This window comes from Cohaesibacter sp. ES.047 (genome assembly GCF_900215505.1).
GTDB lineage: Bacteria > Pseudomonadota > Alphaproteobacteria > Rhizobiales > Cohaesibacteraceae > Cohaesibacter.
In genome coordinates, this window is record NZ_LT907844.1 from 1,440,825 (window position 1) to 1,453,853 (window position 13,029).

The following is a 13,029-nucleotide window of genomic DNA, read 5'->3' on the forward strand; positions in this document are numbered from 1 at the left end:
TGGCTACTGACCCTTGTCGCCGTAGTTTTTATTGATGATCGTGCAGCGCGGCTGGGAGGTGCCGCGCTGCACGCGGGCGCTTGGCAAAGGGTGTTAATACCCGGAGCTCGATGCGGCTGGAGCACTTGTGGCCGCACCTCCACGAATGGCAGCCGCAGCCGCTCGCGCACCCGAAGTCATGAAGGCAAGATCGGAGGCAACCGCGGCGTAGCTGAAGCCCATCTCGATGAAGCCGCGCACCATCTCAGGGGTCGGACCGACAACACCGACGGGAACGTTCAAAGCCTTGGCCCTTGCAGCCGCATCGGCAAGCGCCGCCTGCACGTCCGGATGACCGATTTGACCGATGTGGCCCATGGATGCGGCGAGATCGCCCGGGCCGATAAAGATCCCGTCCACGCCCTCAACCGTCGCGATCTGTTCCAGCTCGGACAGGGCATTGGGCGTCTCGAGCTGAACGATCAGGCAGGTCTCATCGTTTGCATTGGCAAAATAGTTCGGCTTGCTGCCATATCGGGATGCACGATGAACCCCGGCAACACCGCGGTGTCCGACCGGCGCATAGCGTGCTGCCGAAACAGCAGCCTTGGCTTCCTCGACGGATTCCACAAAGGGAACCATGATCGATCCGGCTCCGACGTCCAGAGCCTGTTTGATCATCACCTGATCATTCCATGCCAGCCGGACCAGCGGCATTGAGGGAGTTGGCTCCAGCGCGCGCAGGATCTCGGCAAAATCGGCAATCGTCAGGGGAGAATGCTCTGCATCGACGACCAGAAAATCGAAGCCACAGTAGCCCATTGCCTCAATCGGGCTTGCGGCGCCCGTCATCAACCAGGTGCCGATTGGAACGGCTCTCTGATGCTGAATCGCTTGCTGAAAGTTGTTCATGTTTCTCTCCTTAGAAGTCTTTAGTAGATCACTGGTTCGGGAACCGGATCGGTTCCTTCCAGAAAGCCGAAATCACAGCCTTTGTCCGCTTGACTGACATGCTGCTGATAGAGCGCGGCGAATGAACGGGAGTAAGGGCTTTCCGGCTTTTTCCAAGCTGTACGTCGGCGAGCGAGTTCCTCGTCGTCGACTTCCACATCAATGCGTCCGGCGTTGATGTCGAGCTTGATGATGTCGCCATTCTCAACGAGTGCCAGCGGGCCGCCCACTGCGGCTTCGGGGGCCACATGGAGCACGCAGGTGCCGTAATGCGTCCCGCTCATGCGGCCATCGCAGATCCTGACGATGTCCGTCACGCCCTGATCGACCAGCTTTTTCGGAATGGGCAGGTTGCCCCATTCAGGCATGCCAGGACCGCCAACCGGCCCAGCGTTTCTAAGGATCAGGACCGTGTCCGCAGTCACATTGAGATCGGGATCATTGATGCAGCGGTTCATCTCGCCATGATCGTCAAAGACCAGTGCCGGTCCGCGATGTAAAGCCTTGTTGGGGTCCGCAGCGGAGGTCTTGATCACCGCTCCGTCCGGCGCGATGTTGCCGTGCAGGACCTTCAGCGTGACACCTCTCTCGATCGGCACAACGGGATTGTCCATGCTGCGGATCACATAGTCGTCCCAGATCGGGGCGTCCTTGATAGACTCGCCAATCGTGCGGCCCTCGACAGTGATGCAGCCCTTGTGAATCCGATCCCCAAGCTGGTTCATCAGAGCGGGCAGACCACCGGCGAACCAGAGATCCTCCATGAAGCGGTCACCGGTCGGGAACAGGTTGGCAAGAACGGGAATGCCGACCGCATGTTTTGACAAATCATCAAGGGTCAGCGGCACATTGGCCCGGGCGGCCATGGCGATCAGGTGGACCGCGGCGTTGGTGGATCCGCCAAGCGCCATATAGGTGACGATACCGTTGGCCAGGCTTTCGGGCGTGATGATATCGCTGGGCTTGAGATCTTCCCACACCATCTCGACGATGCGAGAGCCGCACCAGGAGGCCATGCGCGGATGGGCTGCGTCTGCGGCTGGCGTGGAGGACGCTCCGGTCTTGCTCAATCCCATGGCATCGATGATCGAGGTCATCGTCGATGCGGTTCCCATGGTGTTGCAGGTGCCGACCGAGCGCGTCATGTGCTGTTCGAGATCAACCCAATCGTCCGATGTGATCTTGCCGGTCTGCAAATCATTCCAGAATTTCTTGGTGTGGGTGCCTGCACCACAAGGAATGCCACGCCACTGATCATTCGACATAGTACCGGCCGGGCAGAAAATCGTTGGCACATTCATGGAAATGGCACCCATCAACAGCCCCGGCCCGGACTTGTCACAACCGCCGAGCAGAACGCAACCGTCAATGGGATGGGATCGCAAAAGCTCCTCGGTTTCCATGGCGAGGAAGTTCCGGTAGAGCATCGTCGTAGGCTTGACGAGCACTTCACCAACAGACAGAGCAGGTAATTCGACCGGGTAGCCACCGGCTTGCCAGACCCCCCGCTTCACTGCTTCGGCACGGTCGCGCAGGTGGGCATGGCAAGGGCTCATGTCGCTCCAGGTGTTGATGATACCGATCACCGGTTTGCCAAGGAATTCTTCCCGGCGCATTCCCATCTGCTGGGTTCTTTGACGGTGCGCCCACTGGCGGATCGCGGGGCCTTCAAACCAGCGCTGGGATCGCAGCTCGGAAAGTTGCTTTTTGTTTGTCTCAGAGCTCATGCTCTTAACTCCTTCGAATGTCTGACGGCTGTACAGATGGCTTGATCAGACCAAGGCTTGCAATCCTGTGGCGCAGCTGTCTGCTTGGCCCCGGCATATCCCTTCACCGTTCAGGGATCAGGAACACTGCCGGAATTTTTAGAATCTTAGCGCTATGATTTGGCTTCGATTTTTGGGCAAGTAGGTTTGCAGTTCACACAGCTTGAGTAAGGATGATAGCGAAATGGCGCGCTGGCGTCGTTCTTAGGCAGACGTACCTTGCGACCGGTTGCGCTTCTTTTTCACCACTCCGATCACTGGGGAGCATATCGCCAAGGCAACGCAGATGAAGATCACGATTGCAATCGGGCTGGCATAGAAGAATTCAAGGAAGTGTCCATCATGCAGCAGCAGGCCACGTCTCAGGTTCTGCTCGAACTGCGGCCCCAGTACGAGACCAATCACGAGTGGAGCCAGCGGGAACCCCGTTACCCTGAGGATATAACCAAGGATCCCGAAAATGGCAGCCGTGACTGCGTCCAGCGGATTGCCGCGAACGGTCACTGCGCCGATCAGACCAAACACCACGATACCGGCGGTCACCAGGAACGGTGGAATGGAGAGCAGCCAGCCGAAACAGCGAACCAGAGGAATAGCCAGCACGAGCATGGCAAGGTTGATCAGGATGAGAACCACGAAAATGGCCTGAACCGTTTCCTGATTTTCCGCCATCAGCCTTACACCGGGCGTGATACCGTGAATGACAAGCGCGCTGAGCAGGATAGCCGTGACCACGTCACCGGGAATACCAAGAGCAAGGGATGGGATCATCGCACTGCCGGTTACGGCATTGTTGGAGGCTTCCGCAGCGATGATCCCGTCCGGCTCACCGTGCCCCAGATTTTCCTTCTGTGGCGAAGTCTGACGCGCCATCGCATAGCTGATGAAGGCAGCAGTCGCGGCACCTGTGCCTGGCAAGGCACCAATCAAGCAGCCAATCCCCGAGCTTCTCAACAAACCGCTAACGCGCCCTTTCCATTGAGACAGAGACGGCAGCTTGATGCGCGTCCCAGCAACCAGAGAGGACTCGTTGTTGACAAAGGCAACGCGATGCAGGGCTTCAGCGAGAGCGAACAAACCGATCACCACACAGATCAGATCAAAACCTGCGGTCAGATATTGCGTGCCGAAGGTGAACCGCGCTGCGCCTGTCACCGGATCGGTACCGACCATGGCGATGAAGAGACCAACCGCCCCCATCATGAGGCCTTTGATCATGTTGTTCTGCGACACTGCGGCGATGCAGGTCAGAGCAAGAACGATCAAGGCAAAGACTTCAACCGAGCCGAACCGCGTTGCAAATTTGGCAAGCTGAGGCGCAGCAACAATCAGGACGATGCAGGAAATGATACCACCAATCACCGAGGCGACCGTAGCCCAGCCAAGGGCGATGTCGGCCTCCCCGCGTTGCATCATGGGATAGCCATCAAGGGTCGTCGCTGCCGCCTGAGGCGTTCCGGGCGAATTGACGAGAATGGCGCTGATCGATCCGCCAAAGACCGAACCACAGTAGACACCAAGAAGCAGCGTTACGCTGGGGACGGTTTCCATGCCGAATGTAAAGGGCAGACAGATACTCAACCCGACCACGGATCCGAGCCCCGGCAAGGCACCGATCACGATACCAAGGCCCGTACCCAGAAGCAGGGCCAGTATCGTTTGAAACTGAAAAACGTCAGACAACACAGATGTAAAAAGCGTCATCAGAACAGCCCTCCTGGCAGGATTGCGGGCAACCGAATTCCGAGAAAATGATGAAATAGGAACCACATGCCCGGACCAAGGATCAAAAAGGCAAGCGTTCCGCGAACAAGGCTGCTCTCTCCCAACCTCCAAAGCAGCAATGGAAGACCGACAACGATCACGATCAGATAGCCAACATACTGAAATCCGACGGTCATCACGATCATCAGAAGACAAATAAGGCAGACTTCACGCACCCGACCGAGATCCACCCGTTTTGCGACGGACTTCCTAACCGCCCTTATAATGATTGCGATCGACAGCACACCCCAAACAGCCAGAAGGATAAAGGGGAGACGCATAGGGGAGTCGGAGGATGCGGCATTCATGCCGCCGCCGGTGCTTGTCAAGGCGTAGAGGGTCAACCCCCCAACGATGATGGCGGATGAAACCGCCACCATAATCTCCGCGTTCAGAAAAGAACGGCTAGAAACCTTTGCCATCATTTTGCAACCAGTCCAGCATCCTCAAGAATCTTCTGATTCACTTTTGCATTGCTCTTGGCGAATGCTTCAAACTCTTCAGGATTCCGATACTTGATACCAGTGTTGCTCTGTTTTGAAAACTTCTGGAAGCGATCACCTTCAAGTGATGCCCTGCAGGCCTTAGTGTAGGTTTTCACGATTGCCGGATCGAGATCCTTTTGACCAACAAGACCCTGCCAAACAGAGAAGTCCATGCCTTCAAAGCCAAGCTCTCCGAGAGTCGGCACATCAGGATAGGCCGGAGACCGTTCTGGCGCAAAAATCGCCAGCGCCTTGAGATTGTTTGCTTCCATGACCGTTGCGGTATCAGCAAACAGATCGATCTCGCCGCCCACCAGAGCGTTCATTGCAGGCCCAGTCCCGGCAAACGGAAGATGCACTGCATTCAGACCAGCAGCATCACTGAAGGCAGCCATGGCGATATGAATGATCGTGCCCGGACCGGAAGACCCGTAAACGACACGACCGGACGTCCCTTTATTGACCGCATCTTCAACTGTGTTGATGCCATTCGTACCAGAGGAGAGCAGGAAGATCGGCGTCGAAGTGGTCTGGCAGATAAAGCTGAAGCTGTCGGTTCCGTAGGTCAGCTTACGCAGGAAAGGCTGAATCGAAATCGGCCCAATCGGCATATACCCGACCGTCGCGCCATCAGGCTTGGAGTCAAGCACCTGTGCTGCCCCAAGGGTGGCACTTGCGCCTGCAACATTTCGAATGATGGATGTTTTGCCGATAGCCTTCGAAAAATCCGGCTCAAACATGCGTGCCACAGTGTCGGTACCACCGCCAGCACTGAACGGCACGATAATTTCTAGGTTGTCAGCATAAGCGGAAACACTCGATGCCATGATCGCCAAAGCGGCAACCGCCGCAATTTGTGCAATTTTCATAAAAAACCTCCCGATTTTCGCTATGAATTGAGCTGGTACACCATGTTGGTGACATACCCGTGTATAAGTCAAACGGACGCTTTACGTCAATCGTAGCGCTACGATTTTTTGCAAAAATGCACTCTTTCGACTCATTTTTCCCCTTTCTTCGCACAACCGAATGAGCGTTGAATAGTTTCACTCCTGATCACTCCAAAGTCCTTTCACACTCCGATAAGGCACCGCAAAGCCGCGCAAACCCTTATTTAAGCCATTGTTAAATCGGTTCCTTTATACCACATTCGTTCATCACGTTCTTTGGTAACATCATTGTTGCGCTCACAAACACACTACGATATTTTTTGCAGACAGCCACTTTGTGCTGCCCTTGCCAAACCGCCAAATTTCGTAGCGCTACGTTTTTGCTCGCCAACCGGGGCTCTGATGTTGGTATTTTGCAGGTTAGCGCGTAAGAATTGGCAATCGTACATCTTGAGAAGGAGTGAAACCGGATCTAAAGTTGCAAGTCGATACACAGAATTCCAACTCTCGAATTCGCCCGTCTGAAATTACATTTCCAATGCAGCGGGTTTGTGCCTAAAAAGGGACCCTCTGATCCAGCAACCGCTTCACAAAGAGACTCGCTAAAACTAGATGCAGATCGTCAAGAAGTCCCGAATTAGAAGAAAAATGCAGTCCGTCACCATGAAACAGGTTGCGGAACTGTCGCGAGTGTCGCCCTCTACCGTTTCACTGTATCTGCGCAAGCCCGAAGCCGTCTCGGAAAAGGCGCAGGAAAAAATTCAAAATGCAATCGACACTCTCGGATATGTTCCGAACCTGATTGCCGGAGGGCTTGCTGCTGCGCGGTCCAATGTTGTCAGCATCATCGTACCCTCTCTGCGTACTGCCTTTTTCTCCCAGTGGGTCAACAGGGTGGAGAGACTACTCTCCGAACATGGCATCCAAACGCTGATCGGGCATTCCGAATATAGCCTTGATCGCGAAGAGAGGCTCGTGAAAGCCGCCCTGTCCTGGAAACCGGCAGGGATCGTGCTGACCGGCGTGCAACACACAGATACCGTCAGAACCATGCTTGCCAATAGCGAAGTTCCGGTGGTGGAGACCTGGGATATTGACGGAGAGCCGATCGATACCTCCGTCGGCTTCAATCATAAGGAAGTCGGTCAGAAACAATGCCAGCAGCTGATTGATCGTGGTTGCAAGAACATCGTCTTTGTTGGCGCCCGACTACAAGAGGATTCGCGCGCGCGCATGAGGTGTCTGGGGTCCTCCGAGGCAGCCATCGCAGCCGGAATTGCCTTCACGCATGTTTCCGACCTTCAACCCGCCTCGACCAAGGTTGGGGTTCGAGCCCTTAACAAGATAGTTTCCTCATTCAAAGATGTTGATGGGATTGTCTGTTCGAGTGACATTATCGCGTTGGGCCTTCTGTTCGAATGCCAGCGACTGGCAATCAAGGTGCCCGAAGACATGGCAATCGTCGGCTTCGGCGATCTCGACTTCGCCGAAACCTGCAATCCGGGCTTGACCTCGATAAAGCTGAATTTTGATAAGATGGCAGCCATCGTGACCGAACGCCTCATTTCGAGCCACTCCGGTCTGTTGAAGGCAGATCTGGATACACCGGTCGTTGATATCGGCTTTGAACTCGTTCAGCGCGACTCGGCCTAATTCCTTCAGCCCTCACATTGAGGCCATGCGGGCAGGCTTTGTCTGGATCAGGCACTTTCTGATAATTGATATTGATGTGCTTCCAAAACCTCTTCAAACCAATCTTCTTAGCTTGAAGAATGCGGTTCCTAGAGGCCAAATATTCAAAAACTGAGTTCAAATGTTTAGTCGGTAATAGTACTTGATGATGAAAGCAATTTGAGCGCTTCCTCTTCATGCGAAAAAATACGTCTCAGAACGTTCAAGCCATTTGAGGGAGTTTTGCGGGGCACGACTTAGTCGAACCCGCCGGGGAAACCTTCCTGCGTCGAGAGTTCTCTCGAATGAACGCTTTGTCTAAAGATGTTGAAAATTTTTTCTTTGCAGGAAATGGCCGTTTCCGCCCGAACGGGTTACAATTATCGGGACAAGCTTCGAGAACCCTCGAATGGCCGCTTTTGCCGATGGATGCAAAGATCTCGCACCTGCATGAAATGGCAACTATCCGCCCAAACTAGTCATACCAAGGGCGTGAAGTTCTGACTCTTTAGGGATTCCATTTTTAGCACTGGCGTGATTCAACATGGCAAAGGAGATTTTGCCATGTCTGCCGCTTTGATTCTTAGCGATGCTTTTGACGCCGATAGTTTGCGCCGTCTTGCCAAAGGATGCCGCAATGCCAAACAGAGCCGCCGCCTACTGGCCATTGCGGCTGTCTATGACGGCATGAACCGTGCTGATGCCGCCAAAGTCGGCGGTATGGACCGCCAGACTTTGCGAGATTGGGTTCTTCGCTTCAATGAGCAAGGCACCGATGGTCTTGTCGACATCAAAGCAACCGGCGCTCCCATGCGCTTGAGCCCAGAACAGCTCGAAGAGTTTGTTGCTATCGTTGAAACCGGTCCTGATCCTGAGAAGGACGGCGTCTCTGTCTGGCGTAGCCAGGATCTGGTGCGTGTGATCCAAGAGCGGTTTGGGGTCTCCTACAAGGAACGTGGAGTACGGGATCTTTTGCGCCGCATGGGGTATGTGCGCATATCTGGTCGACCTCAACATCCAGAACAAAAGCCTGAAGTCATTGATGCTTTCAAAAAAACTTCTCCGCAACGTTGGCAGCGCATGTAGGCCATTTGCCAAAGAACAAGCCCATCGAGATTTGGTGGCAAGATGAGGCTAGGCTTGGTCAGAAGAATGGACTGGCCCGACTATGGGCAAAAAAGGGAACCAGACCACGTCTGCCAGCCGATCAGCGATATAAAAATGCCTATCTGTTCGGTGCAATATGTCCAGCGCGTGGCGTTGGCGCGGGATTGATGATGCCTTTTGCAAATACACAGGCCATGCAAATGCACCTCGAAGAAGTCTCAAGGACAGTGGCGCGCGGCGCTCATGCCGTGGTGCTGATGGATCGTGCCGGATGGCATACGACAAGCAGACTCAACGTGCCCAAGAATATCACCATCCTCCTGTTGCCTTCCAAATCACCGGAACTGAACCCAGTTGAGAATATTTGGCAGTATCTGCGCGGTACCTTCCTGTCCAATCGGGTCTTCGAAGACTATGCCGCCATTCTTGATGCTGGTTGCCAAGCATGGAAGAGCCTCTCCGCCAACCCAACCATCATCCATTCAATAGGTATGAGAAAATGGGCTCAAGAAGGTCAGAATTAAATGCCGTTGGTATCAATCATTCGGTATATTGCGACTGACTGGCGAAAGTCTGTTTGGTGCGGGGCGCGTTAGGAGGCTTCGGCGGTCACGAGCTCGCGGGTTTTCATGAAGGTGATGTCCGGGTTGCGCTCTTTGGTGTAGTTGAGTTCCCACTGGCTCTTGGCCAGAAACACCGGGCGGTCTTCGCGGTCGTGGACGACGTTGTTGGGGTTGGCCGACAGGAACGTCTTGAGCTTGGCGTCACTCTCTGCCTTGACCCAGACGGCCATGTTGTAGCTGAGCGGTTCAAAATCGATGTCGACGCCATACTCGGCCTTGGCCCGGGATTTGAGCACATCAAGCTGCAGCACGCCGACGAGACCGATGATCCAGTTTGAGCCGATGTTGGGTTTGAAGACCTGCGTCAGGCCTTCCTCGGCGAGGTCTTCCAGTGCACGGCGGAGCTGCTTGACCTTGGAGCTGTCGGGCAGGCGGACGCGGCGCAGGATTTCGGGCGCAAAGGCCGGGAGGCCGGTGAACTGCATATTCTCGCCTTCGGTGAAGGTGTCGCCCACGCGGATGGTGCCATGGTTGGGGATGCCGATGACGTCTCCCGGCCCTGCTTCCTGCGCGATTTCGCGATCCTGCGCAAAGAACATGATCGGGCTGTGCACCATCACGTCCTTGCCGGTGCGGACTTGCCTCAGTTTCATGCCGCGCTTGAAGTCTCCTGAGCAGATGCGCAGGAAGGCGACGCGGTCGCGATGGTGGGAATCCATGTTGGCCTGCACCTTGAAGACAAATCCGGAGACTTTCTTCTCATCTGGGGTCACTGTGCGTTCGGTGGTGGGCGAGGGGCGCGGCATCGGGGCGATGTCGGCGATGAGATCGAGCAGAGCCGTGGGGCCGAAGTCTTTCAGCGCCGAGCCGAAGATGACCGGCGACAGATGGCCTTCGCGGTAGCTTTCGAGATCAAAATCGGAATAGCCGACTTCGGACAACTCGATCATTTCGCGGGATTCTTCGAGCAATTGGCTGTCGACCAGATCATCGAGCTTTGCATCGTTAATGCCGGAGGTCTCGACAATGGTGTCAAACGCTTCGCCCTTGTTCTTGGCGGTGTAATAGTCGCCATTGGTGACATTGAAGCAACCATGGAAACGGGAACCCGAGCCAATGGGCAGAACCATCGGGCAGACATCGAGCGCCAGGGTTTCCTGAATCTCGTCCATTAGTTCGAACGGATCCTTGGCCTCACGGTCGCATTTGTTGACCAGCGTGATGATGGGAATGTCGCGCAGGCGGCAGACTTCGAACAGTTTGAGGGTCTGAGCCTCGATGCCCTTGGAGGCGTCGATGACCATGATGGCGCTGTCGACTGCCGTCAGTGTGCGGTAGGTGTCTTCCGAGAAGTCCTCATGGCCCGGGGTGTCGAGCAGGTTGAAGATGAGATCTCTATGCTCGAAGGTCATGACCGAGGAGGTCACCGAGATGCCGCGTTCCTGCTCGATCTTCATCCAGTCGGATTTGGCGCGGCGTTTCTCACCGCGCGCCTTGACCTGACCGGCCATGCGGATGGCGCCGCCAAAATAGAGAAGCTTTTCGGTGAGCGTCGTCTTACCCGCATCCGGATGCGAGATGATGGCAAAGGTGCGGCGAATTTCGTGGCTCGATGGCATGGAAGTCTTTCTCGTGTCTGCCGGTGCTCATGTCTGGCTCAGCGATCCGGCTTTCGGACCGGTCGCGATCAACGGCATGAGGCATGGAAGTTTGGCCGGACAATAGGCGAGATGGCGTCGGATTTCCAGTGCAAATGCTGTTGGTCGGTTGCTGCGTTCTTCAAGGCTCGTTGCGGCGCGGTTGCCCTAGAGTTTGCAAAGATGGCAAAGCAGCGCGATGCAGCATGAAAATGGCCGACAGGATGATGAGCGCAGCCTCGATCAGTTTATTGTTCGCCCAGCTCTTCTTGCAGAATTTCCAGCTCCAGCCATTTTTCTTCGGCTTTGGCGAGCAGGTCTTCCTGTGCCTCAAGTGCCTTGGCGGCCTTGTTGAAGGTCTCGGGGTCCTTGCTGAAAAGATCTGGATCTTCAAGGCGAGCGCGCAATCGTGCGATCTTGGACTCGATCTCTTCCATCTTTGCGGGGAGGGTTTCGAGCAGGTGCTTGTCCTTGAAGGTGAGGGCCTTGCGCTGCTTGGGCGCGCTCGTTTCGGTGTCCCCTTCCAATGCGGATTTTGCCGCCCTGTCCTTGTCCTTCTTGGGGCTCTTGCGGGCTTGAACGCCCGAGCCGCGCTGAGCGATCAGGTCGCTATAGCCCCCGGCATATTCGGTCCAGTGGCCATCTCCCTCGGCATAGAAGGTGGCATTACAGATGCGATCAAGAAAGTCGCGGTCATGGCTGACCAGCAGCACGGTACCGGAATAGTCGGTGATCATTTCCTGCAACAGATCGAGCGTTTCGAGGTCCAGATCGTTGGTCGGCTCGTCGAGCACAAGAAAGTTGGAGGGCTGGGCGAGGGCGCGGGCCAGCATCAATCGGCCCCGTTCACCGCCAGAGAGCACGGTTATGGGGCTTCGAGCCTGTTCCGGACGGAACAGAAAATCTTTCATGTAGCCCACGACATGGCGTGAGCTATCGCCCACCTGTACCATGTCGCCGCCATGGGGTGTCAGGGCCTCCTTCAAGGTCCAGTCGGGATTGAGGCTCTCGCGCTTCTGATCAAGCGTCACCATCTGCAGATTGGTGCCCAGCTTGACCGTCCCTGCGTCGGGCTCCAGCAATCCGGTGAGCAGATTGATCAGGGTCGACTTGCCAGACCCGTTGGGGCCGACGATGCCGACGCGATCGCCGCGCAGGATCTCGGTTGAAAAGCTTTTGATGATCGGCTGGTCGGAAAAGCTCTTGCTGATCTCCTTGGCCTTGATGACCGATTTGCCAGAACTCTCTCCCTCGGAGGCATTCAGCTTCACGTCGCCCTGAGGGCGGTTCTGAGCCATGTCGCGCTTCTTTGAGCGCAATTCACCAAGTTCGCCAAGGCGCCGCACATTGCGCTTGCGGCGGGCGGTGACGCCGTAACGGATCCAGTCCTCCTCGGCGAGGATCTTCTGCTTGAGCTTCTGCTCTTCGACCTTTTCCTGCTCAAAGACGTCGTCGCGCCACGCTTCGAAGTGGGCAAAGCCTCGGCTGGAGCGTCTGGCAGTGCCGCGATCAATCCAGACCACGTTCCGCGTCAGGTTCTCCAGAAAGCGTCTGTCATGGCTGATGATGACCTTTGCCGATCGGATCTGCCTGAGTTCGTTCTCGAGCCATTCGATGGCGGGCAGGTCGAGGTGGTTGGTCGGCTCGTCGAGCAGAAGGATGTCGGGCTGTGGTGCAAGGGCACGCGCAAGAGCGGCCCTGCGACTCTCGCCGCCTGAGATGTTGGCCGGGTTTTCGCTGCCTGTGAGGCCAAGTTCATCGAGCAGGTACTGGGCACGATAATGCTCATCCCCCGGCGCCAGTCCGTCTTCGACATAATCGAGGACGGTCTTGTAGGCGGACAGGTCTGGTTCCTGCGGCAGATAACGCAAGGTTGTTCCGGGCTGGAAGAAACGCTCGCCGCGATCCGGTTCGACACGGGCGGCTGCAATCTTCAGAAGGGTGGACTTGCCCGAGCCGTTGCGACCGACAAGGGCGATGGAATCGCCTTCGTGAACGGCCAACTCAGCGCCCGATAGCAAAGCCTGTCCGCCAATTGCGAGATGAATGTCCTGAAGATGAAGAAGTGGTGGTGCCATGATCGATGTGTTTTCAAGGGAGCGCGTGTGCGATGCAGACGGGATCGGAACGAAAGCGTCCAGGAACCCCACGCTTTATACAATGAGGGTATCCTTGGCAAGCCTGCCGCTCTGCCGGGGGCGGTCTGGTGCAAGGGT

The 13,029-nt window shown here is 55.8% G+C and carries 10 protein-coding genes; 3 read left to right on the forward strand and 7 right to left on the reverse strand.

Annotated elements, in window-relative coordinates:
• Window positions 1-93: 93 nt before the first annotated feature.
• The 5 genes from CPH65_RS06485 to CPH65_RS06505 all read right to left on the reverse strand — a co-directional run bounded on the left by CPH65_RS06485 (window position 94) and on the right by CPH65_RS06505 (window position 5,886).
• The gene (locus tag CPH65_RS06485) at window positions 94-891 is read right to left on the reverse strand and encodes an HpcH/HpaI aldolase/citrate lyase family protein (protein ID WP_096172720.1); all 798 of its coding nucleotides are present in this window, start codon (window positions 889-891) and stop codon (window positions 94-96) included.
• Between the two features lie 20 nt (window positions 892-911).
• Window positions 912-2,657, reverse strand: coding sequence for an IlvD/Edd family dehydratase (locus CPH65_RS06490; protein WP_096172721.1), 1,746 nt, complete (start codon window positions 2,655-2,657; stop codon window positions 912-914).
• Window positions 2,658-2,900: 243 nt separating this feature from the next.
• Complete coding sequence (locus CPH65_RS06495) at window positions 2,901-4,400, reverse strand: tripartite tricarboxylate transporter permease (protein ID WP_096172723.1); 1,500 nt, start codon at window positions 4,398-4,400, stop codon at window positions 2,901-2,903.
• Window positions 4,400-4,837, reverse strand: coding sequence for a tripartite tricarboxylate transporter TctB family protein (locus CPH65_RS06500; RefSeq protein WP_157747543.1), 438 nt, complete (start codon window positions 4,835-4,837; stop codon window positions 4,400-4,402). The genes CPH65_RS06495 and CPH65_RS06500 overlap by 1 nt, the downstream gene beginning before the upstream one ends.
• 44 nt (window positions 4,838-4,881) lie before the next feature.
• On the reverse strand, window positions 4,882-5,886 hold the full coding sequence (locus CPH65_RS06505) for a tripartite tricarboxylate transporter substrate binding protein (protein WP_157747544.1): 1,005 nt from the start codon (window positions 5,884-5,886) through the stop codon (window positions 4,882-4,884).
• Window positions 5,887-6,483: 597 nt separating this feature from the next.
• Between CPH65_RS06505 and CPH65_RS06510 the strand changes: the two genes are divergently transcribed.
• The 3 genes from CPH65_RS06510 to CPH65_RS06515 all read left to right on the forward strand — a co-directional run bounded on the left by CPH65_RS06510 (window position 6,484) and on the right by CPH65_RS06515 (window position 9,137).
• The gene (locus tag CPH65_RS06510; protein WP_244574551.1) at window positions 6,484-7,488 is read left to right on the forward strand and encodes a LacI family DNA-binding transcriptional regulator; all 1,005 of its coding nucleotides are present in this window, start codon (window positions 6,484-6,486) and stop codon (window positions 7,486-7,488) included.
• Window positions 7,489-7,811: 323 nt separating this feature from the next.
• Window positions 7,812-7,985 carry a hypothetical protein gene (locus tag CPH65_RS23780; RefSeq protein WP_157747545.1) on the forward strand — a complete coding sequence of 58 codons (174 nt, stop codon included), beginning with the start codon at window positions 7,812-7,814 and terminating at the stop codon, window positions 7,983-7,985.
• A gap of 85 nt (window positions 7,986-8,070) precedes the next feature.
• Window positions 8,071-9,137, forward strand: a protein-coding gene (locus CPH65_RS06515; protein ID WP_096171592.1) for an IS630 family transposase whose coding sequence is annotated in 2 segments (ribosomal slippage) — window positions 8,071-8,575 and window positions 8,575-9,137 — 1,068 coding nt in all. Because the reading frame shifts where the segments join, the coding sequence is not laid out codon by codon here.
• Between the two features lie 68 nt (window positions 9,138-9,205).
• Here CPH65_RS06515 and CPH65_RS06520 read toward each other — a convergent pair.
• Together CPH65_RS06520 and CPH65_RS06525 are read right to left on the reverse strand one after the other, a co-directional pair.
• The gene (locus tag CPH65_RS06520) at window positions 9,206-10,795 is read right to left on the reverse strand and encodes a peptide chain release factor 3 (RefSeq protein ID WP_096172728.1); all 1,590 of its coding nucleotides are present in this window, start codon (window positions 10,793-10,795) and stop codon (window positions 9,206-9,208) included.
• Between the two features lie 266 nt (window positions 10,796-11,061).
• Window positions 11,062-12,891: an ABC-F family ATP-binding cassette domain-containing protein gene (locus CPH65_RS06525; RefSeq protein ID WP_096172729.1), complete on the reverse strand. Its 1,830-nt coding sequence runs from the start codon at window positions 12,889-12,891 to the stop codon at window positions 11,062-11,064.
• Window positions 12,892-13,029 lie beyond the last annotated feature (138 nt).